At 68.7% G+C, this 20,913-nt stretch carries 21 protein-coding genes; 6 read left to right on the forward strand and 15 right to left on the reverse strand.

Annotated elements, in window-relative coordinates:
• Positions 1 to 20 precede the first annotated feature (20 nt).
• Together OG555_RS11825 and OG555_RS11830 are read right to left on the reverse strand one after the other, a co-directional pair.
• Positions 21 to 1,337: an MFS transporter gene (locus OG555_RS11825; RefSeq protein WP_329482873.1), complete on the reverse strand. Its 1,317-nt coding sequence runs from the start codon at positions 1,335 to 1,337 to the stop codon at positions 21 to 23.
• Complete coding sequence (locus OG555_RS11830; protein ID WP_329482874.1) at positions 1,334 to 2,071, reverse strand: GntR family transcriptional regulator; 738 nt, start codon at positions 2,069 to 2,071, stop codon at positions 1,334 to 1,336. The genes OG555_RS11825 and OG555_RS11830 overlap by 4 nt, the downstream gene beginning before the upstream one ends.
• A 282-nt stretch (positions 2,072 to 2,353) precedes the next feature.
• On the opposite strand from OG555_RS11830, the gene OG555_RS11835 reads away from it, so the two are divergent.
• A complete protein-coding gene (locus tag OG555_RS11835) occupies positions 2,354 to 3,796 on the forward strand; it encodes a S8 family peptidase (RefSeq protein ID WP_329482875.1) in 1,443 nt (480 codons plus the stop codon).
• 243 nt (positions 3,797 to 4,039) lie between these two features.
• Here the strand turns inward: OG555_RS11835 and OG555_RS11840 are convergent, their stop codons facing one another.
• Positions 4,040 to 4,669, reverse strand: a complete 630-nt coding sequence (locus OG555_RS11840) for a hypothetical protein (RefSeq protein ID WP_329482876.1) — start codon at positions 4,667 to 4,669, stop codon at positions 4,040 to 4,042.
• Positions 4,670 to 4,842: 173 nt separating this feature from the next.
• On the opposite strand from OG555_RS11840, the gene OG555_RS11845 reads away from it, so the two are divergent.
• Complete coding sequence (locus OG555_RS11845) at positions 4,843 to 6,009, forward strand: sensor histidine kinase (RefSeq protein ID WP_329482877.1); 1,167 nt, start codon at positions 4,843 to 4,845, stop codon at positions 6,007 to 6,009.
• Entirely contained in the window at positions 6,006 to 6,689 is a 684-nt protein-coding gene (locus OG555_RS11850; protein ID WP_329482878.1) for a response regulator transcription factor, read from the forward strand. Before OG555_RS11845 ends, OG555_RS11850 begins: the two co-directional genes overlap by 4 nt.
• A 735-nt stretch (positions 6,690 to 7,424) precedes the next feature.
• Here the strand turns inward: OG555_RS11850 and OG555_RS11855 are convergent.
• Positions 7,425 to 7,799, reverse strand: coding sequence for an alpha-isopropylmalate synthase regulatory domain-containing protein (locus OG555_RS11855; protein WP_329482879.1), 375 nt, complete (start codon positions 7,797 to 7,799; stop codon positions 7,425 to 7,427).
• A gap of 346 nt (positions 7,800 to 8,145) precedes the next feature.
• Here OG555_RS11855 and OG555_RS11860 point away from each other — a divergent pair, with 346 nt between their 5' ends.
• Entirely contained in the window at positions 8,146 to 8,931 is a 786-nt protein-coding gene (locus OG555_RS11860; RefSeq protein ID WP_329482880.1) for an alpha/beta fold hydrolase, read from the forward strand.
• An 86-nt stretch (positions 8,932 to 9,017) separates the two neighbouring features.
• Here the strand turns inward: OG555_RS11860 and OG555_RS11865 are convergent, their stop codons facing one another.
• The 4 genes from OG555_RS11865 to OG555_RS11880 all read right to left on the reverse strand — a co-directional run bounded on the left by OG555_RS11865 (position 9,018) and on the right by OG555_RS11880 (position 12,868).
• A complete protein-coding gene (locus OG555_RS11865) occupies positions 9,018 to 10,061 on the reverse strand; it encodes a hypothetical protein (RefSeq protein WP_329482881.1) in 1,044 nt (347 codons plus the stop codon).
• A 77-nt stretch (positions 10,062 to 10,138) separates the two neighbouring features.
• On the reverse strand, positions 10,139 to 10,927 hold the full coding sequence (locus tag OG555_RS11870) for a bestrophin-like domain (RefSeq protein ID WP_329482882.1): 789 nt from the start codon (positions 10,925 to 10,927) through the stop codon (positions 10,139 to 10,141).
• Between the two features lie 93 nt (positions 10,928 to 11,020).
• Positions 11,021 to 11,842 carry an EamA family transporter gene (locus tag OG555_RS11875; protein ID WP_329484803.1) on the reverse strand — a complete coding sequence of 274 codons (822 nt, stop codon included), beginning with the start codon at positions 11,840 to 11,842 and terminating at the stop codon, positions 11,021 to 11,023.
• A gap of 117 nt (positions 11,843 to 11,959) precedes the next feature.
• On the reverse strand, positions 11,960 to 12,868 hold the full coding sequence (locus OG555_RS11880) for an RNA polymerase subunit sigma-70 (RefSeq protein ID WP_329482883.1): 909 nt from the start codon (positions 12,866 to 12,868) through the stop codon (positions 11,960 to 11,962).
• Positions 12,869 to 13,010: 142 nt separating this feature from the next.
• On the opposite strand from OG555_RS11880, the gene OG555_RS11885 reads away from it, so the two are divergent.
• Positions 13,011 to 13,757, forward strand: coding sequence for a DUF899 family protein (locus OG555_RS11885; RefSeq protein ID WP_329482884.1), 747 nt, complete (start codon positions 13,011 to 13,013; stop codon positions 13,755 to 13,757).
• Positions 13,758 to 13,792: 35 nt separating this feature from the next.
• Here OG555_RS11885 and OG555_RS11890 read toward each other — a convergent pair whose 3' ends face one another.
• From OG555_RS11890 to OG555_RS11920, 7 genes are all read right to left on the reverse strand, one after another.
• The gene (locus OG555_RS11890) at positions 13,793 to 14,758 is read right to left on the reverse strand and encodes an NAD-dependent epimerase/dehydratase family protein (protein WP_329482885.1); all 966 of its coding nucleotides are present in this window, start codon (positions 14,756 to 14,758) and stop codon (positions 13,793 to 13,795) included.
• Positions 14,755 to 15,192 (reverse strand): MerR family transcriptional regulator, encoded by a 438-nt coding sequence (locus tag OG555_RS11895; protein ID WP_329482886.1) that lies wholly within the window; start codon positions 15,190 to 15,192, stop codon positions 14,755 to 14,757. Before OG555_RS11895 ends, OG555_RS11890 begins: the two co-directional genes overlap by 4 nt.
• A 91-nt stretch (positions 15,193 to 15,283) precedes the next feature.
• Positions 15,284 to 16,717 (reverse strand): dihydrolipoamide acetyltransferase family protein, encoded by a 1,434-nt coding sequence (locus OG555_RS11900; protein ID WP_329482887.1) that lies wholly within the window; start codon positions 16,715 to 16,717, stop codon positions 15,284 to 15,286.
• Complete coding sequence (locus OG555_RS11905; protein ID WP_329482888.1) at positions 16,717 to 17,694, reverse strand: alpha-ketoacid dehydrogenase subunit beta; 978 nt, start codon at positions 17,692 to 17,694, stop codon at positions 16,717 to 16,719. The genes OG555_RS11900 and OG555_RS11905 overlap by 1 nt, the downstream gene beginning before the upstream one ends.
• 3 nt (positions 17,695 to 17,697) lie before the next feature.
• Complete coding sequence (gene pdhA, locus OG555_RS11910; protein WP_405069959.1) at positions 17,698 to 18,861, reverse strand: pyruvate dehydrogenase (acetyl-transferring) E1 component subunit alpha; 1,164 nt, start codon at positions 18,859 to 18,861, stop codon at positions 17,698 to 17,700.
• 331 nt (positions 18,862 to 19,192) lie between these two features.
• Entirely contained in the window at positions 19,193 to 19,330 is a 138-nt protein-coding gene (locus OG555_RS11915) for a phytase (protein ID WP_329482889.1), read from the reverse strand.
• Positions 19,327 to 19,500, reverse strand: coding sequence for a hypothetical protein (locus OG555_RS11920; RefSeq protein WP_329482890.1), 174 nt, complete (start codon positions 19,498 to 19,500; stop codon positions 19,327 to 19,329). The genes OG555_RS11915 and OG555_RS11920 overlap by 4 nt, the downstream gene beginning before the upstream one ends.
• A gap of 40 nt (positions 19,501 to 19,540) precedes the next feature.
• Here OG555_RS11920 and OG555_RS11925 point away from each other — a divergent pair, with 40 nt between their 5' ends.
• Positions 19,541 to 20,485, forward strand: coding sequence for an EamA family transporter (locus OG555_RS11925; protein WP_329482891.1), 945 nt, complete (start codon positions 19,541 to 19,543; stop codon positions 20,483 to 20,485).
• Positions 20,486 to 20,913: the final 428 nt, after the last annotated feature.

The following is a 20,913-nucleotide window of genomic DNA, read 5'->3' on the forward strand; positions in this document are numbered from 1 at the left end:
CCCATCTCAGCGGGCTGGCATCAACCTTTCACCGGGACGATCTGGTTGGCGATCAGCGCCTCGTACGCTTCGGGGTTGTAGCGGGCGAGATGGCCGCGGGCCTTGCGGCGGTACTTGAGGATCTGGCGGGTGCCGATCGCCCAGAGCACGTACTGGAAGGCCAGCGCCCACTTGAAGTCGGTGATGGTCTGCGGCGCCCCGCCCGACGACGCGTCGAGCAGGATGCCGACCATGCCGATGCAGATCAGCGTGGCGATGAATCCGCCGGTGTTGACCATCCCGTTGGCCGCACCGAACCGAGTGGACGGGTTGAACGTCCGCGCGTAATCCAGCCCGAGCATCGAACCCGGGCCGCCAGCGGCCTGTACGACGATCAGCAGCAGGAGCACCGGCATCGGCGCCTGTCCCGGCCACAGCAGTACGACGGTCCACATGAGTACCGAACCCGAGATCACCGCCAGCACGATCCAGGACCGGTAGAACGGGAAGCGGGCCGCGTACCGTCCGACCAGCGGGCCATAACAGAGTCCTGCGAGCACGGGGAGAATCAGCATCGCCGCAGCGGTCGTCGGAGCCAGGCCTTGGCCCTGCACCAGGAACGGGTACCCCCAGAGCAGACCGAACGTACTGCCAGAGAAGCTCGTGGTGAAATGCGTCCACAGCCCCAGCCGGGTGCCCGGCTCCTTCCAGGCTCTGCGCAGGTTGTTCCGTACCTCACCGAGCGACTGCTTGGCCCGTCGCAGCGGCTCGTCGTACGGAGTGTCCTTGATCAGGAACAGGACGGCCACACCCGTCACCAGGCTGAGGACGCTGGCACCGGCGAAGGTGCTGGTCCAGCCGAAGGCGTGGAAGGCGGCAGCCATCGGCACGGTCGACATGATCGCGCCGAGGCCACCCAGCATGCCGGTCGCCTGCGACATCACCGGCTGCCGCAGCGCCGGGAACCAGGACATGACAACCCGCAGCACGCTGATGAACACCAGTGCGTCTCCGACTCCCAGTACGGCGCGTGCCGCGAGGGCGGCCGGGTAGGAGTCGACCAGACTGAACGCGGACTGCGCTACGAAGAGCAGACCGGACGCAGCGATCAGCAGCCGCTTCGAGCCGTACCGATCGAGCAAGATGCCGACAGGCACCTGCATCGCGGCGTACACGGTCAGCTGGACGACGGTGAAGCTGGCCAGCGCGGATGCGGAGATGTGGAAGCGCTCCGCGGCCTGCAGCCCGGCCACGCTCATCGAGCCACGGTGCAGCACGGTCACGAGATAGGTGAAGACAGCAGTTGCCCACACCGCCCAGGCGCGCCGTCCGCCCAGGGGGAAGAGGAGTTCGGTCACCGAGTGCTCCGCAGGTCCGCCGCGGCGGTGTCGATGTGGGAGACCACGAGCTCGCGGAACCGCTTCACGCTGTTCCCACCGAGGGCGTCGATCATCTCTTGGTGCGCAGTGATCGACTTGTCCATCCGGGCCGGCTGCATCTCGATGCCGGGCACCCCCATCCGGACCTGGCGGTCGCGCAGGCTGTTGTAGAGCTTGGAGAGGATTTCGTTGCCGGCGGCACCGACGATGGCCTCGTGGAAGGCCCGGTCGGCCTCCAGGAAGGTCTTCGCGTCCCCGGCCTTGCGGTGCGCGCGCATCTCATTGACGTGCTGCGTCAGAATCTCGATCAGCTGCTTGCGGCGCGGCCACACCTTGGCGGCAGCGTGCGTCTCGATCAGCTCGCGCGCCTCCAGGACGTCGTCGATCTCCTGCGGCAGCACCGGCAGGACGAGGGCGCCCTTCTTCGGGTACAGCTTCACCAGGCCGGACTCCTCCAGCCGGAGCAGCGCCTCCCGGACCGGGGTGCGCGACACTCCCACCGCCGTGGCCAGCTCACCCTCGGTGAGCAGTTCGCCGCCCGGGTACGTGCGGTCCAGGATCGCGGCCTTCACGTACGCGTAGACCCGCTCCGCCGCGGGGATCTTCTCCACCCCCGGCGCCGCCTCGACCACCACCCGTGCGATCTCCGCGGTCTCGTCGCCCAACTCCACTACCGCCCTCGCCGGCTCATGCTCCGGCACCCCGCTGGTCACTGAACTCCCACCCATACGACTCGTATCTTTGTTGTATCTATCCTACACACACCTCTAATCCACCGGCCTGAGCCAGTATTCCCCAGCTTGTCCACGAGTTATCCACAGGCAGATCCACAGCATGTGGGCAACTGAGGGTGAACGGACGGACGCTAAGTAGTGACAAGTGGAGGGTTTCCCCTGCGTTGTGGATGAACAACTCCGCCGGTCCGGAATCCGCTCTAAAGTCCCGGGTACCGAGCTTGGGCCCGTCCGCCCAGGCCCTGCACCGAGGAGGCGCCTGTGTCCCGAAGTTCCCGTCCCCGCCGACTGACTGCCGGCCTGGCCGTGGCCGCACTGGCTCTGACGACACTCGGTGCCGCGACCGCGCACGCCGTACCCAGCTCCGACTCCTCATCAGCGGCCACGCCCGGGCCGCTGATGAACTACGTGGTCAACACGAAGGCCACCCCCGGGCACGTCCGCAAGGTGGAGGAGGCGGTCGAGGCAGCCGGCGGCACGGTGCTCAGCTCGTACAACCAGCTGGGCGTGGTGGTCGCGCAGTCGACCAACCCGGACTTCCGCACCGCCGTCCGCGCCGGGCACAACGGACGTGAGGTGCAGTCCGTCGGCGCCACCCGCACCGCCGCGGTCAGCGAAGGCCCGGCCGGCGCCGGTACGGCGTCCGCCGCCGGACTGAAGGCGGTCGACGAAACTCAGGCGACCCCGGTCCTCGACCCGCGCGAGGGCGAGCAGTGGGACATGGTCCAGATCAAGGCGGATCAGGCCCACCAGATCACCGACGGCTCCCGGCAGGTGCTGGTCGGCATCAACGACAGCGGCGTCGACGACACCCACCCGGACCTCGCGCCGAACTTCGACGCGCAGGACTCGGTCAACTGTGTGAACAACGGCGTACCCAACACGACCCCCGGCGCCTGGCGCCCGACGACCAGCTCGCACGGCACGCACGTCGCCGGCACGGTCGCCGCGGCCCGCAACGGCGTCGGCATCGTCGGAGTGGCCCCGGGTGTCCGGATCGCGTCGGTCAAGGTGGTGAACGACGACGGCTTCATCTACCCGGAGTACTCGATCTGCGGCATCGTCTGGGCCGCCGAGCACCACATGGACGTCACCAACCACAGCTACTTCATCGACCCGTTCGAGTTCTGGTGCATGGACAACGACGACCAGGGCGCGGTGCAGGAAGCGGTACGGCGCGCGTACGAGTGGGCCGCGGATCGCGGCACACTGTCCGTCGCGGCGGCCGGCAACTCGAACTACGACCTGGCCAACAAGACCACCGACAACGGCAGCCCGAACGACACGACCCCGGTCCCCCGGCAGATCAACAACAACTGCCTGGACATGCCGACCGAGCTGCCCGGCGTGATCACCGTCGCCAGCACCACCCAGGCCGGCGCCCGCAGCAGCTTCTCCAACTTCGGACTCAACAAGATCGACGTCGCCGCACCCGGCAGCTCGATCCTGTCCACCCTGCCCGGCGGCAAGTGGGGCCTGATGAGCGGCACGTCGATGGCGTCGCCGCACGTGACCGGCGTCGCGGCTCTGATGAAGTCGGTCCACCCGTGGTGGGGCCCGCGTGAGCTCGAGTCGGCGCTGCGCAAGGAAGCCAACGACACCGCGTGCCCGGCCACCCCGGACGCCCGCTGCACCGGCACCACCGCGAACAACTCCTTCTTCGGTGAAGGCATCGCCGACGCCCTCGACGCAGTCCACCGCTAACCCAAGCTGAGTGGGGGTCCCCCGCCCGGGACCCCCACTCCTCCAACCGCACAAGATGCAGGTCACGCGCGAGAGGTTGGTCGGGGCTGACGCTTCCCGACCAACGGCCACCGACGGCGTACGCCAGTGCGTACGAGAACGGCTGATCGACTCGTCAGTTCTCGGGTCAGGCCCTAAGGCACATTGCCTGCTGCGGTCTGCGGGCTCGTTGCCGGCCCGGCCTGATCGTTGCGTGCGGAGATGTCACACCAGTGAGTCTGCCGGCTCCACAGCCAGGCGCGTAGTCCTCGACGCGATGAGGAACACGCCCGCGACGACGGTCCAGAGCAGGAACACGAAGTAGGTGAAGTAGAAGGGCGCGAGGATGCCGCACAGTCCCGCGACGACGCAGAAGCCACGAAGCCAACGTGGGAGGGCAGATCGACGAGCCAGCACGAGTGCGGCCACGCCGACGAACAGCGCCGGAGAGCAGATGGCCAGCAGGTTGCCGATCTCGGTGATCGTATAGATCACAGGATGCGGCACACCGGCCCGCACCGCGCTGCCTCCCTCAGCCATCGCGACCTCAAGTCCGCCGGAGACGAAGACGCCCACGACGCTTGTCGCACAGGCCGCGATGGCCAGACCCTCGAGGAAGCCGCCGACCGAGGGCAGGTCCCGCAGGCCGTGGCCGAACACGAGCAGGCCGAGGGCGGCCAGCGCCCCGACGTACCAGAACGCAAACGCCGGGGCGAAATGGCTGGTGGCGATGTAGCCGCTGACGAGCGAGCCTTCGTAGTCACCGCCCGGGGCTCCTGCCCCGACGAAACCGATCGCGGTGCCGAGACCGTAGACGAGGAGGCCGATTCCGGCCGTCCGGGGAACTGTGTGCATGATCTTCCTCCCGTGGTTGCGGCGCCCCGTCATGGAGCACCTTTCGACGGTAGGAAAGACACCGCGTCGGAGGCGTCATCCGGGGTCACGTTTTCGGGATCGTCCATCCGGGCGAGTCCTTGTCCTCCGGCCGAAGGACGCGCTGCCTCCTCGGGAGGATCTATCGTCGACACATGAGCCGTCGGAGCTCGGCCTTCGATGTCACGATCGCGCTGGTTGTGGCTTCCCTCGGCGTGCTGGAAGCGTTCTGGGGCATGGGCGCGACGCACCGGCAGGGCCCGCACTGGGCAGAGGCACTGCTATACGTCGTGACCGGCGCCCTACTGGTCCTGCGTCGCCGGAACCCGCTGGCCTGCCTGACCGCGATCCTGGTGGTCAGCGCGGCCGAGTTCGCCGTGTTCGGCTCACCCGAAGGTCAGGGGGTCGCGATCCCAAGCATCGTGGCCGCCTACTCGGTCGCGCGGTGGGAGCGTCGCCGCCCGGCCTGGTGGGGCCTGGTACTCGTCGTCCTGCTCTGGGTCGTCTGGGCCGGCCTGGACCCGTCGAACCCGACGCTCGAGGCAAAGGCGCCCGCCCTCATATGGCTCTCACCATGGGTGATCGCCTGGCTGGTCGGGGCCCTGGTCCGCAGCCAGCTGCAGAACGCCGAGCAGCGCCGCCTGGCCCGGGAGCAGTGGGCTTCCCGCGCGGTCGCCGAGGAGCGCAACCGGATCGCCCGGGAGCTGCACGACGTGATCGGCCACAGCGTCAGTGTGATGACTGTCCAGGCTTCTGCGGTTCGGCGCCGGCTCGCCCCTGAGCAGAGCGTCGAGCGCGAGGCGCTGGAGACAGTCGAGGCGGTCGGACGGGAAGCCCTCGTCGAAATGAGACGGATGGTGGGCATGCTTCGACAGCCCGGCGACACGACCGACAGGGAGCCACCACCCGGCCTGGCCCAGATCGACCGGCTGCTGCAGAAGTTCCGTTCCGGCGGCCTGACCGTGGGACTGCACGTGACCGGGGTACAGCGGCCGGTGGCGCCGGGACTCGACCTCACCGCGTACCGGCTGATCCAGGAGGGCCTCACCAACACACTCCGGCACGCGCCCACGTCGACCCGGGTCGAGGTGTCGATCGAGTACCGCGACGAGCAGCTCGAGGTCGCCGTACGCAACGACGGACAGGCTGCCGTGACGGGCACCCAGGCCGGGCACGGACTGCTGGGCCTGAAGGAACGCGTTGCGGTGTACGGCGGGAGCCTGCTCGCCCGGCCGCGTCAGCAGGGCGGCTTCGAGCTGGTCGCCACGATGCCACTCGAGCGCGACGACCTCGCCGAGCCGGGGACCGTCGAGACGCCATGATCACCGTGCTGATCGCCGACGACCAGGCGCTGGTCCGCCGTGGCTTCCAGCTGATCCTGGAGATCGAGCAGGACCTGGAGGTCGTCGGCGAGGCCGTCGACGGCGACGACGCCGTGGACAAGGCCCGCGAGCTGCGGCCCGACATCGTGCTGATGGACGTTCGGATGCCCGGGACAGACGGCATAGAGGCGACCCGGATACTGACCGCGGACCCGGACAGCAGCACCCGCGTGGTCATGCTGACGACGTTCGACATGGACCAGTACGTGTACGAGGCGCTGAAGGCGGGAGCCAGCGGGTTCCTGCTCAAGGATGTGCGGCCCGAGCTGCTGGTGGCCGGTATCCACGCCGTGTACGCCGGGGAGTCATTGCTCGCGCCCTCGCTGACCCGACGGATGATCGACTCGTTCCTGGATCGTCCCCGGGCGCTCGACCCCAAGGCCGAGCAGCGACTGGCCGGCCTAACCTCCCGCGAGCGCGAGGTGCTCGCGCTGCTCGCCCGCGGCCTGACCAACGCGGAGATCGCCGACGAGCTGGTCGTCTCCGCGACGACCGTGAAGACCCACGTCGCCCGCGTACTGATGAAGCTCGAACTACGCGACCGCGTACAGGCCGTGATCTTCGCCTATCAGCACAACCTGGCGAGGCCAAGAGCGGCGGACCCGAACGCACATCGGTAAGGCTCAGACCGCCCGGCCCCGTTCTGCTGACTGCAGGCTCTGCCACAACTCATGCGCCGACGCCGAACGCGGGCGCTCCGGTGAACAACAGGCCCGCGATCAGTAGGCCGACCATCAGTAGCAGGCGACGAAGCATTCCACGTCCCCCTCTTGCGATATGGAACCCTGTGCGCCGGGCGGTTGTGACGTTACTCGCGCCAGGCCGAGGAACCAGCGCTGAACCGGGGCCGACACGTGTCTCGTCGGAAGTCCACGGACCGCTCCACGCGGCACGCCATTGCAACCAGTACAGCAACAGGACCGGCCCACAGTGGAGCAACTCTGGTCGAGCGCCAGCCGTCAGGGCGTCCAACTCCGCGCGGATTGCGGCTCGATCGACCTCCGGCACATCTCCCATGTCCTGAGCATAGAAGCGCGCGGATCTGCCGCAGATAGTGCAGGTGCGGACCCTGCCGGGATCAGCGCGGACAATGCGCTGATCGGGTGGCGAGATACAGGCTTGGCGACGTCGCGAAGACGAAGACGTGCCCTTCAGGAGAGAACCCACACGCTCGGAATTCTTCGCCGTCAGCGATCTCGGTGCCCTCGGGACCGACCAGGCTTGCTCCGGTAAGCACCCGCGGGCATGTCCACCCGTCCTTCGTGGTGTTTGGAAGATCGCCGCCTCATAGCCCCGCGACGGCGGCGGAACCCGCGGCGCTCGCGCGCATCGGGACCACGGTCATCGCACTGGACTCAGCCTCGTGCCGGCCGCTTCGCGTTGTACTGGTTGAGGGCTGCGACGAGGGCTAACCCGGCGGCCTCCACGACGTCCGTGGACGACGCCCGGACCGCGACCCTGCGGCCCGGCAGCTCCACCTCGAGCTCGACCTCTCCGACGGCCTCGCTGCCCGGGCCGACTGAGTACGCCCGGAATGCGACTACCCGCGCCTCCACGCTCGTCGCCTGCGAGATCGAATTGCACACCGCGTCGACGAGCCCGGTGCCAGAACCCTCAGCCTGCACCTGTTCCGCAGCCCGGGACAGCTTCACGTTGGCGCGCGGCCCGTCCTGCGTGCCCCCGGAGTACGTGATGGCGTCGAGCTGCCAGCTGGTGGACGGCTCCGTCATGCGGTCCCCCTTGATGTCCAGCAAAGCCAGGGTCGGTACGGTCCTCGAAGTATGAACCCCAGCGAGACAGAATCGCCACAGCTGTCGGCGATCTGACGCCGTCCGTAGGGTGGGTCCATGTCGGTGCAGGTACGTGCAGTGACTGCGGATCGGTGGAGCGACCTGGTCAGCGTGTTCGGCCGGCGTGGTGGGGACCGGGACCATGGCGGGGAGGTCGGGTGATGCCATCGTCGACTTCGCTCGCCGCGGGGGAGCGTCGCTCGGTACCGCGGGGTTGTCGCTCCTCTCCTGAACTGTGACGGCACGGCGTACAGTCTGACCAGGATCGAACGACCCGGGGTGCGATGTGGGCGTTGAGTGGCAGCTGTTCGAGTCAGGTCCGGCGGACGCCGAACATACCGTGCTGTTGCTTCCCGGCGGCATGTGCAGCGCGCGCTCGTACCTGGAGTTGATGCAGCAATCCAGTCTGTCCGGGCTGCGGCTGGTGGCGGCAACGATGCCCGGACACGCCGGCGCGCCGTCCCCGGACGACTACAGTCACGAGGCCTATGGCCGAATGACGGCGGACCTCGTGGCCGAGAAGGGTGCGGATGTCGTCGTCGGGTTCAGCATGGGCGCGAACGTGGCGTTGGAGATGGCGGAGAAGAAGCTCTTCACCGGCCCGACGGTGCTGCTCGGCATCAGCTTGTCGTTGCCGGACGAGTCGGCGTTCTTCATCAACGTCGTCCGATCGTCCAAGGTGCTGGGCGGCTTGCCGCTAGCGCTGATGAAGAAGGCGATCGGGCCGATGGTGAAAGGCATCCCGGTCCCACCGGAGCGGCAGGCCGAGCTTGCCGCCGACTTCCGCAGGACCAGCACGCGGGACATGCGCCTCGGACTTCGCGAATACCTGAAGTGGCTGGAGAGCGGCGAGGACCACGCGGCGATGCTGTGCCGCTCGGGCGTACCGACGTGGGTCGTCCACGCGGAGAAGGGCGACGGCGGGCTCACCGACGCCGAGCGGCAAACGCTGGAGGCGTGTTCGACGGTCAAGATCGTGACGATTCCGGGCAGCGTGTTCTTCCTGCCGAACGAGGTGCCCGACCAGATCGCGTCTGTCGTCAACGATGCCGTCGCCGCGGTCAACGCGTGATTCCAGAGCCGGAGACCGATGCCAACAGCGCCCGGACCTGCTTGATCCTCGGGTTGGGTCCGAGGCGGCGGGCTGCGCGGCTCCCGTCAGAGCTCGGCGCGCAGGATCGACGCCGCGCCGGCCATGGCACGCATCTTTCCCTCCGCACTCGCGCGAGGCAGATACTTCATCCCGCAGTCGGTGGCGATGGTGATCCGGTCCGGGGAGGTGTAGGAGAAGGCTCGCCGTACCCGATCGGCGACCAGCTCGGCGGACTCGACCTCGGGGTCGGACAGGTCGATGACGCCGAGAATGATGGTCTTGTCGCTGAGGTCCTTCAGGACGCCGAGATCGAGACCCGACTGTGCGGTCTCGATCGAGATCTGGTCGGCCGAGCAGCCGGCCAGCTCGGGTAGGAACGAGTACCCCTCGGGCCGTTCGTGGATGATCGCGGCGTACCCGAAGCAGATGTGGACGGCGGTGTTGCCGGTGACGCCGTCGAGGGCGGCGTTGAGCGCGGCGAGGCCGTACTCGCGGGCCGCCGCGGGCCGTGCCTGCATGTACGGCTCGTCGATCTGGACCAGGTCGGCGCCGGCGGCGTGGAGGTCCTTGATCTCGGCGTTGACCGCGGCAGCGTACGCCAGAGCCGCCGACGCGAGGTCGGGGTAGTGGTCATTCTGTGCCTGCTGCGACATCGTGAACGGGCCGGGCACGGTCATCTTGACCGTGTGGCCGGTGTTCGCCTTCAGGAACTCCACGTCGCGGACGCCGACGGAGTGCGGCCGCACGATCGGGCCGGCGATCCGCGGCACCGGGTTGGGATGCCCGCTGCGATCGAGGGCCGTCCCAGGGTTGTCGATATCGATGCCCTCGAGCGCGGTGGCGAAGTGGTTACTGTACGACTCGCGCCGCATCTCACCGTCGGTGATGATGTCGAGTCCCGCCTCCTCCTGGGCGCGGATGGCCAGCAACGTGGCGTCGTCCTGCGCCTGCTCGAGGTACTCCGCATTGACCCGCCACAGCTCCTTCGCGCGCACCCGCGGGGGAAAGCGGCCGGCGAGCTTGGCCCGGTCGATCAGCCAGTCCGGCTGGGCGTAGCTGCCCACCAGCGAGGTCGGCAGGATCGGCAGCGGGGTCGAGGTCGCAGTCATTCTCGTGACTCTAGACCTGCCGCCCCCGGTTGAGGAGGCGTCCGCTTCCCTCCTGCACCACGACTGAATGGCTCGATCTAGCCGCCGCCGGCCGCCGGCGGCAAGTCCATCGACGCCCGCAGGTCCAGCAGTGCCGTGTACGGGACCGTGATGAGGCCGCGGGTCGGCCGGTCGAGGTCGAAGGTGACCAGCAACAGCAGCGACACGAACACGGCAGCGAGCATGATGGGGAGCATGCCCCGGCCAAGCACGGTGAGGTAGAGGCCGAGTAGGCCCAACGCCACCGCCGCGCCGACCACCTCGAGGACCAGGACCGGTGTGGGCACACGGTTGCTGAGTGCTGCGACACGCGAGGTCTGGCTGTCGATCATCGAGTTCAGGCTGTCGACGTACAGACGTGGAGCGCTCGCCTGAGGGGCCTCCCGCAGCGAGTCAGCGGCGAGCGCCCAGAGTTGACGCTGGATGGCCCCGCCGTCTGCCACGTCGCGTCGCGCCGCCGCGGAGCCCGGTCGCGTCGCCGACAGACGGATCTCCACGTCGGTGTAGCGCTTCAGCAACCCCAGCGACTGGCTACGGACGGGCTCCGACAGGGTCTGCGCCCGGAGGTAGGTGGTGCCGATCGCGTTCGCCTCCGTCACCAGTTCGACCCGCCGGGTCTCGTACCGACCCACCGCCATCGTCAACCCGAAGGCGAGAATGAGCGCCACGAACCCCAGCAACGCCGCCTGCACGACGCCGATCGGCTCTCGCCAGGTGTCGTGGCGACCGCGCAACCGACGCGCGACCAGCACACCGATCGCGCACGATCCCAGCACGATCAGGAGGAGAACGACACCAAGGACCAGGCTGGGCAGGGCGAAGAACATCTAGACCCCCAAACACGGCAGCCCTCGCTGGACGCGCGGCTTGATTGTGGCTCCGGCGAGTGCGCCGCGACATCCTCCAGGCCGGATGATCGGCTAGCCCGTGGTGATCAGGATGATGCCGGCGACGACGACGGCTGCGGCGAAGGCTCGGCGGGGGCCGAAGCGTTCGCCGAAGAAGATCGCGCCGATGATCGCGCCGAAGATGATGCTGGTTTCGCGGAGGGCTGCGATGGCGGCGAGGGTGCCGCGCGTTTGGGCCCAGAGGACCAGGCCGTAGGCAGCCATGGACACGACCCCGCCGGCGAGGCCCGAGAGGATTGCACCGCGGGGGAGGTTGAAGATGCGGGGGCCGCGCCACCAGATCACGACCAAGGGGACCGCGAAGCCCTGGAGCATGAAGACCCAACCCATGTACGTCGCGACCGGCATCTTGTGGACCGCCAGCCCGTCCACGACCGTGTACGCCGCGATCATCAGCCCGGTGCCGAACGCGGCCAGCAACGCCGGCGCCTGCCTCCGACCGGGCCGCCCGATGAACACCAGCGCAATGAGCCCCGCCGAGACCAGCAGCACGCCCGCCAGCTCGAGCACGGCCAGCGCCTGATGCAGTACGACGATCGACACCACCGCCACCACCCAGGGCGACGTACCGCGGGCCAACGGATACATCTGACTGAACTGACCGAGCTGGTACGACGCCAGCAGCCCACCCAGATACGCCACATGCAGCAACGCCGACGCGATGATGTATCCCCAGGTGCCCGCCGGCGGCAGGCCCATCACGAGCACCGCGACCAGCCCGATGACCCCGGCCGCGATCTCGAACAACGCCAGCCCAGCCACTCGATCCGGTGCCCCATGCGCCATCGCGTTCCACGTGGCGTGCAGCACCGCCGCCCCCAGCACCACCACCATGACCAGCACCGCTACACCCTCTCACCGGTCCAGCATCCGCCGAGGTGATTTTTCGCCCAGCGGACCCCGCACCTGCGATCCCGTCGCGCGTTCGCCAGCCTCGCGCCAAGTGCCGGATCAGATGCTCGCGGGCATCCCGAACGCAGCAATGTGGTGGGATCCGACGAAGGCGTTGCTCGCCACGATCTTGCCGTCCTCGACGGTGAGAACGTCGACGACCAATGCGTCGTACTGATCGCTGCCGGGGCGTCGGAGATAGCAGATCAGGGCAGGCCGGCCGTTGGCAGCGGACGGGAACGTGCGCCAATCCATCGGCCTCGCCAGGAACTCGGCCGCCGCCTCGCTCCCGAAGACTGGTGGGTCCGGCGGCATGGTGATGCGCACGTCTTCGGCCAGCAACTCCCGGAAGCTCGCGGGATCGGTAGCTGCGGCATAGCGACGCAGGATTTCCTCGTCCTCGCTTGTCAGCACCGGCCTACGCCAGTGCCGGGAGTCACCGGGCGCATAGTGCCGGAGCGTCTTCCGGGCCCGCTGGATCAAGCTGTTCACCGCGGGCACCGCGAGTCCGAGGGCGTCGGCGATCTCGGCCGCTGTCCAACCGGAGACGTCGCGCAGCACGAACGCCGCCCGTTGCCGTGGCGGCAGATACATCAGCGCGGCGATGAGCGCGAGTTCGACGGTCTCCCGTGCTACCAGACCTGATGGCGGGTCGTCGCCCAGCAGCGCGTCGGGATACGGCCCGATCTCGGTGCTCCATTCCATCGGGTCACCGACCGGTATGGTCCGCCGCGCCGCGGCCTTGCGGTGATCAAGGTAGACATTGGTGGCGATCCGGTAGAGCCAGGTCCGGATCGACGCCCTCTCCGCGTACTGCGCCCGGGAGCGCCAGCCGCGCAGGAAGGTCTCCTGGACCAGGTCGTCGGCGTCGGCGACATTCCCGGCGAGTCGGTAGCAGTGCGCATGCAACGGGCGCCGGTGCTCCTCGAACGCGTCCTGGAACCACGCGTCGTCCGCCGTACTCGTCATGCGCTCAGGTCCTCCCGGATCCTGCTGATCGTGCCCGCTCGTACGCCGTACCCCGGCGCCGTCGCCAAGAAAGTGCGATGACGATCCGACCGGGCGCTCGTCGATATTCATAACACCAACCCAGACCGACGAGGAGAACCCCATGACCGAAGCGACCGCATCGCCGCAGATCGTCGACCGTGAGACCTGGAGTCGTGAACGCCAGGCCCTCCTGGTCCGGGAGAAGGCCCACACCCGTGCGGGCGACGCGATCGCGGCGGCCCGGCGCCGGCTACCGATGACCGAGGTCGACGCCGCGGCCACACTGGTCGGGCAGGACGGAGCTGTCGCGTTCCTGGACGTCTTCGACGGGCGCGACCAACTCGTCGCGTACAAGCACATGTGGCACACCGGCGCAGGGATCGAAGGCCAGTGCGAGGGGTGCACCGCAAGCATCTTCGACGTGCACGACGCCAGCTACCTGAACCATCGCGGAGTGTCTTTCGCGGTCTTCTGCGAGGGGCCGTGGGAGGAGATCGCGCCGTTCCGCGAGTTCATGGGCTACACGTTGCCGTGGTACTCGATGCTCGAGGTCGAGGATCGCGGCGTCGGGACCGGGCTCATCGACGAGCCGGGCTACCTCGCCTGCTACCTGCGCATCGGCGACCGGGTCTTCCTCACCAACGAGACAGTCGGTCGCGGCGTCGAAGCCACCATGGTGCAGGCCCACCTGCTCGATCTGACGGTCTACGGCCGTCAGGAGGCCTGGGAGGACTCGCCGGCCGGCTGGCCGCAGGATCGGACCTACACCTGGTGGAAGAAAGACGGCCGCCCCGTCCCGCAATGGAGCAGGCCTGGCGCCGCACCACTCGACGAATCCGCAGCATCGGCCGGACATTGCTGCGGATGAGGTGCCGGCACACCGGCCGTGACCAACGGGGGTGCTTACAGCAGCCCGAGCTCCCACAGACTTTCGGCGGTTTCGACGACGGTGGTCTCGGCCGGGCCCGGGCGCCATCCGAGCTCGGTGACTGCCCGCTCGTTGTGGATGATCGGCCGGGGCGGATCCTCGCCCGGCGCCTCCTGCGTCGGTGCGAGCGCGGCGAGCGGTCCGAGCCGTCGGCGGAGGATGCCGGCGATCTCGAGGAAGCTGAGTGTGGGCCCGTCGGCAACGGCCAGGTAGCGCTTGCCGGCGGCCGTGGGCTCGGCCATGGCGCGGAGGTGGAGATCGGCCACATCGCGGACGTCGACGATGCCGAAGCGCTGCCGGGGCGCGACGGACATCGTGCCGTCGAGCATCATCTTGATCAGCTGCGTCGACGACCGCAGCTCGGTCGTGAGCGTGGGACCGAAGATGCCGGTCGGGTTGAGCACGACGAGCTCGGTGTCGCCACCCGCGCCGTTCATCAGGTCCCACGCGGCCCGCTCGGCGATCGCCTTCGAGCGCGGGTACGGCGCCAGGCCCGGCGTATCGGGATCCGTCCAGTCGTCCTCGGTGTACTCGGCCCCCGGCTTGCGGGAGTACCCGACCGCGGCGAAGGACGACGTCAGTACGACGCGCCGCGCACTCGCGTCACGAGCAGCACGCAGCACGCGGAGCGCTCCGTCGCGGGCGGGGACGATCAGCTCGTCGGGGTCATCGGGCTGGGCGATCGGGATCGGCGACGCCACATGGTGAATCTCGTCGCACCCGGCCACCGCGGCCGGCCAACCGTCGTCGGTCATGAGGTCGGCCGCGACGATCTCCAGGCCGGAGTCGTCCGCACCGCCGCGTCGCACGGCTGCGCGCAATTCGGGTCCACGAGCCGTCGAGCGGACCGTCGTACGGACCGAGCGTCCGGACTTCAACAGGGCTGCGATCAGCTGGGTCCCGAGGTAGCCCGAGCCGCCGGTGACCAGGACCGGCGTCATCGCAGTGCCGCCAGGTCGCCGACCACGTCCATCACCCTGCCGATCGCGTGAGCCTCCGCAGTGGAGTCGGCGCGGTCGCGGGCGTCCCACAGGGCCGCCTTCTCGCGCAGATATTCGAGCCGGACCTGCTGGGCGACGATTTCGGCCTCGATCCGCTCGGCGTGACGGAGCAGGAGATCACGCTGTTCGGCCGCGGCCTCGCGCCCGCGGGCACGGTTGGCCAGGTAGGTGCGCATGTCCTCGATGCCGACGCCGGCCGCGCGCAGGCAGGCCAACGCCTCGAGTACGTCGAGATCCTCGGTGCGGTACCGCCGATGTCCGCTGCGCTGGTCGCGGCCGATCGGGCCGACCAGCCCGGCCTCCTCGTAGTAGCGCAGCGTCGGCTCGCTCAGCCCGCTCCGCCGCGACACCTCCTGGATGGTGAAAGCTGTCATGCAGCCCACCGTCACACACCTCAAGCGCTTGAGGTCAAACAGAAAGGCCCGGGGTGATGACCCCGGGCCTTTCGTGGCGTACGTCGTACCCCTAGAACATCAGCGCTCGCGCCGGGTCCTCGAGGATGCTGGCGACATCGGCGAGGAAGATCGAGCCCTTCTCGCCGTCGATCAGGCGGTGGTCGAAGGACAGGGCGAGGGTGGTGATCCAGCGCGGGACGATCTCGTCGTCCACCACCCACGGCTGCTTGCGGACCGCGCCGAAGGCGAGGATCGCCGCCTCGCCCGGGTTGATGATCGGGGTGCCGGCGTCGACGCCGAAGACGCCGACGTTGGTGATCGTGAACGAGCCGCCGGCCTGGTCGGCCGGTTGTGTCCTGCCCTCGCGGGCGGTGGCGACCAGGTCGTTCAGCGCCGCGCAGAGCTCGGGCAGGGTGAGGGCGTCCGCGTTCTTGATGTTCGGGACGATCAGCCCGCGCGGGGTGGCCGCGGCGATGCCGAGGTTGACCGCGCCCTTGTAGACGATCTCCTGCGCCTGCTCGTCCCACGCCGCGTTGATGATCGGCGTACGGCGAGCCGCCAGCGTGACCGCCTTCGCGACGATCAGCAACGGCGACACCTTGAGCTCCCGGAACGCCCTGTCGGCCTTGAGCCGGTCGACGAGCTCCATCGTGGCGCTGACGTCGACGGTGATCCACTCGGTGACGTGCGGCGCCGTGAACGCGCTGGCAACCATCGCCTGCGCCATCACCTTCTGCACACCCTTGACCGGCACGCGGGTGTCTTCGCGCCCACTCACGACGGGAGCAGGTTCGTAAGCCGGCGCGACCGGAGCCGCCTCGACCGGAGCCGCGACATGCCCCTCGACGTCCTGCCGGGTGATGATCCCACCCGGCCCGGTCGCCGTCACCGTCGCCAGATCGACCCCCAGATCCTTGGCCAGCTTCCGCACCGGCGGCTTCGCCAGCACATGCACGCCGTTGCCCCCGGCAACTTCAGTCGGCGCACCAGTATGCGCCGCAGGCGCAGACACAGCCGGGGTAGACGCGACGGCGGGCGCCGCGGCGGCGGTCGCCGGCACGGCGGTTGCCGGGGCAGCACCACCCGCAGCCGGAGCCGGCGCCGAGCCGGCGGAGGCTGCGGGAGTCTTGCGAGCCCGCCGCTTGGCTTCGGTGGTCTTCGGGCCGTAGCCGACGAGGACAGCGGTCCGGCCGCCGGTCTTGTCCTCTTCTTCCGGGATCGACGGGACGAGGTCCTCGGCGGCGGCCGCCGCGTCGTCCGCGGAGTCGGTCTGGACCGCGATGATCGGCGTACCGACAGGGACTGTTTCGCCTTCGGGAACCAGGAGTTCGCTGATGGTGCCGGCGAAGGGGACGGGGAGTTCTACCAGGGACTTGGCGGTCTCGATCTCGACCACCGTGTCGTTGAGTTTGACCGTGTCGCCGGGCTTGACCTTCCAGCTGACGATCTCGGCCTCGACCAGGCCCTCACCCACGTCGGGGAGGCGGAAGTGCTGGATGCCCATCAGTACCCCATCACCCGGTCGACCCCGTCGAGCACCCGGTCCAGATCGGGGAGGTAGTCCTCTTCCGTCCGTGACGCCGGGTAGGGCAGGTCGTACCCGGTGACGCGCAGGACCGGCGCCTCCAGGTGGTAGAAGCACTCCTCGGTGACCCGCGCCGCGATCTCCGCACCCGGGCCGAGCGTGAACGGCGCCTCGTGCACCACGACCGCCCGCCGGGTCTTCTTGACCGAGGCGAAGATCGTCGCCAGGTCCAGCGGCGAGATCGTCCGCAGGTCGACGACCTCGAGCTGCCGGCCGTCCTCGACCGCGGCCTCGGCGGCCTGCACGCAGGTCTTCACCATCGGGCCGTAACAGAACAGGGTCGCGTCGGTGCCCTCGCGGACCACCTTCGCCTGGTGCAGCGGCAACGCCGGCGGGACGGACTCGTCCAGCTCCGCCTTCTCGTGGTACCGCCGCTTCGGCTCGAAGAAGACCACCGGGTCGTCCGAGGCGATCGCCTGCTGGATCATCCAGTACGCGTCGACCGGGTCGCCGCACGCGACGACCTTCAGACCGGGAACGTGCGCGAACAGCGTCTCCGGCGACTCCGAGTGGTGCTCGACCGCGCCGATGCCGCCGCCGAACGGGATCCGGATCACCACCGGCATCTTGATCCGGCCGGCCGACCGGTAGTGCATCTTCGCGACCTGGTTGATGATCTGGTCGTACGCCGGGAACACGAAGCCGTCGAACTGGATCTCGCAGACCGGCCGGTACCCGCGCAGCGCGAGGCCGACCGCGGTCCCGATGATGCCGGACTCGGCCAGCGGGGTGTCGATCACCCGGTCCTCGCCGAAGTCCTTCTGCAGACCCTCGGTGACCCGGAAGACCCCACCGAGCTTGCCGATGTCCTCACCCATCACGACGACCTTGGGGTCGGCCTCCATCGCGGCCCGCAGGCCGGCGTTGATGCCCTTGCCGAGACTGATCTTCGTCATCGCTCAGCCCTCGCCTTCGAACGACGCGGCGTACGCGGCGAACTGTGCCTTCTGCTCGACCAGCTGCGGCGTCTGCTCGACGTACACCTGGTCGAAGAAGTCGGTCAGCACCGGGTCCGGCATCGACAGGCAACCGGCCCGCAGCTCGGCGGCGATCTTGTCCGCCTCGGCCTCGACCTCGTCGAAGAAGTCGTGGTCGACCCCGGCGGTGCGGGCCAGGTAGGCGTGCACCCTCTCGATCGGGTCCTTCAGCTTCCAGTGCTCGAGATCCTCGTTGAGCCGGTACTTCGTCGGGTCGTCGGAGGTGGTGTGGGCGCCCATCCGGTAGGTGTAGGCCTCGATCAGCGTCGGGCCACTGCCCTCCCGCGCCCGCTTGAGCGCCTGCTGGGCGACGGCGTACGTCGCGAGTACGTCGTTGCCGTCGACGCGGACGCCGGGGAAGCCGAAGCCGGCCGCGCGCTGGTACAGCGGGATCCGGGTCTGCCGGTCGATCGGCTCGGAGATGGCCCACTGGTTGTTCTGGCAGAAGAACACGACCGGTGCGTTGAAGACCGAGGCCCAGATGAAGGCCTCGTTCACGTCGCCCTGGCTGCTGGCGCCGTCGCCGAAGTACGCGATCGTGGCCTCGCCGTTCTCGGCGTCGCCGATCGCGTGGTCGCGCTGCTGGCCCATCGCGTACCCGGTCGCGTGCAGCGTCTGGGCGCCGATCACGATCGTGTAGAGGTGGAAGTTGTTGTCCTTCGGGTCCCAGCCGCCCTGGTCGACGCCGCGGAACAGGCCGAGCAGCCGCAGCGGGTCGACGCCCTGGCACCAGGCGACACCGTGCTCGCGGTAGGTCGGGAAGACCATGTCCTTGGCGTTCAGGGCGCGGCCGGAGCCGATCTGCGCGGCCTCCTGGCCGAGCAGCGACGCCCACAGGCCGAGCTCACCCTGGCGTTGCAGGGCGGTCGCCTCGGTGTCGATCCGGCGGACCAGGGTCATGTCCCGGTAGAACCCCTTGATCGCGTCGTCGTCGAGCTCGAACGCGTAGTCCGGGTGCTCGACGCGCTCACCTTCGGGCGTCAGCAGCTGGACGAACTCGACCTCCTCGGAGGCCTGGGGTGGGCTGACCGGCGCCTCGACGGGCGCGAACACTTCCGGGGTGGTCCCCGGCACCGACTCACTCACATGCACTCCTCGGGTTCGAGCGCGGGATCGCCGCGACCGCAACGTTGCACGGGGCCGGCCCGTTGCGCCGGATGAGGCTTCGCAGGCAGGACCGCGTGGATCCAGGGGGGGTTGATGCACTGTTGGGCAGTGGACCTTCCTCACTGGTCTCACTCCCATCTTGCCGGACACCGTACCCAGCGGGTGCCTGATCCGCTAACTGTCTGGACGCGAGCGGGTACGACGGTACGGAAACCGGTCCTGGAGTGAGACACCAGTCCATCCACTGGTCCCATCACCGCGCTCATATTACAGAGATCGGCCGACCTCGACAGCATGTGTCACAAATCTGTCACGACCTGGGCAGCTTCTCGAGCCGGACCAGCTTGAAATTGGTGCCCTCGCGGTCCCCGTCACCGGGCGTGTTCTCGCCGTCGTGCACCGCGAACAGGCCGTGCGGGAACCGCGGCCCGAGCGGCCGAGTCGTCACAGCATGACAGTCATCGCAGCAACCAGGACACCGGCGATCCGCATCCAGCTCTCCTCACCCTCGGGGTCGTAGCGGGCACCTTGCCCGGCGCCGGTGGCCTGGCGGGAAACAGCGGATTGCTGGCCGGATACCGGCTTGCGCGGCGGCCCGCGCGCGCTTAGCGTAAGCATCGTTAACGCATGACACCCCTGACACGCTGAGGAGACCCGGATGGCCGCGTCCGCTCCGGCCGCACTGCCCGAGACCGGCGCCCGGCCGGCATCGGGGGCGATGATCTGGACAGCGCTCGCGGTGGTGTACGTCGTCTGGGGTTCGACCTACCTGGCCATCCGGGTGGTCGTGGACGCGAAGATCCCGCCCATGCTCGGGATGGCCACCCGGTTCCTCACCGCGGCGGTGCTGCTGGCCGCGGCGCTGAGCCTCAAGTCGGGCTGGCGGCGGCTGCGGATCACCCGGCGCGAGGCGCTCGGGGCGGCCACGGTCGGCATCCTGCTGCTTGCCTTCGGCAACGGTGCGGTCGCGATCGCGGAGCAGACCGTCCCGTCCGGCCTGGCCGCGTTGCTGGTCGCCGCGATCCCGTTGTGGCTGATGCTGCTGCGAGTCGGCGGCGGTGAGCGACCCCGCGCGCTGACGTGGGTCGGCGTACTGATCGGCTTCGGTGGCGCCGCGCTGCTCGCGTTGTCAGGTGGCAACACGAGCGCGAAGCCGCTGTCGGTGGCGATCCTGGTGGTCGGAACGATCTGCTGGGCGATCGGATCCCGGTTCGCTCCGCGACTCGGGCTGCCGCGCGACCCGCTGGTGACCGCGCTGTACGAGATGGTCTTCGGCGGTACGGCGATGCTGCTGATCGGCGTACTGCGGGGCGAGCCCGGACGGCTGCATCTCGGCCGGATCGACGGGTCCGGGTGGTTCGCGCTGGCCTACCTGGTCGTGTTCGGCTCGCTGCTGGCGTACTCGGCGTACTCATACCTCTTGGCGAACGCGCCGATCTCGCTGATCGGAACGTACGCGTACGTGAACCCGGCGGTCGCCGTCCTGCTCGGGTGGCTGATCCTCGACGAGCACATCACCTGGCAGATCCTGCTCGGCGGTGCGGTGATCATCATCGGCGTCGCGCTGGTCGTCACCGCCGAACGCCGGCGCAGCACCACCTGACCGGGCCTTCTCCTGAATGGAAAGACCCGGGCCCACGAGGGACCCGGGTCTCCCACCGCTGCCGATGCGCGCGGCAGCGGGCCTTGGTTTGCCGGCCGGCGCCCTGCCCCGAAAAAACACGGCGCGAAACTCCGGCAATGGTTGCAACGACATTCCGATTCATCGTGGTATTGCCTATTCGGCGACCACCGAGCCCACCGAGAACAATCTTCCGATTCACCGGGTTTCATCCGTCACCCGCGCTGACTCAACGACCTACCGCGGCATCGGTTACGGGCCCTTCCATCTCAACTTCCGCTCGCTCCGGCGACCGCCTGATCACCGAGAAGTTGCCTGGTCAGCACGGATTTGGCTGCGCCGTCAGTGAACTCATCACCGGCCGGCTATGAGTGCCGGGACCGCCCGAATATCTGACAAAAAAGTTTGTA

This window comes from Kribbella sp. NBC_01484 (assembly GCF_036227145.1).
Lineage (GTDB): Bacteria > Actinomycetota > Actinomycetes > Propionibacteriales > Kribbellaceae > Kribbella.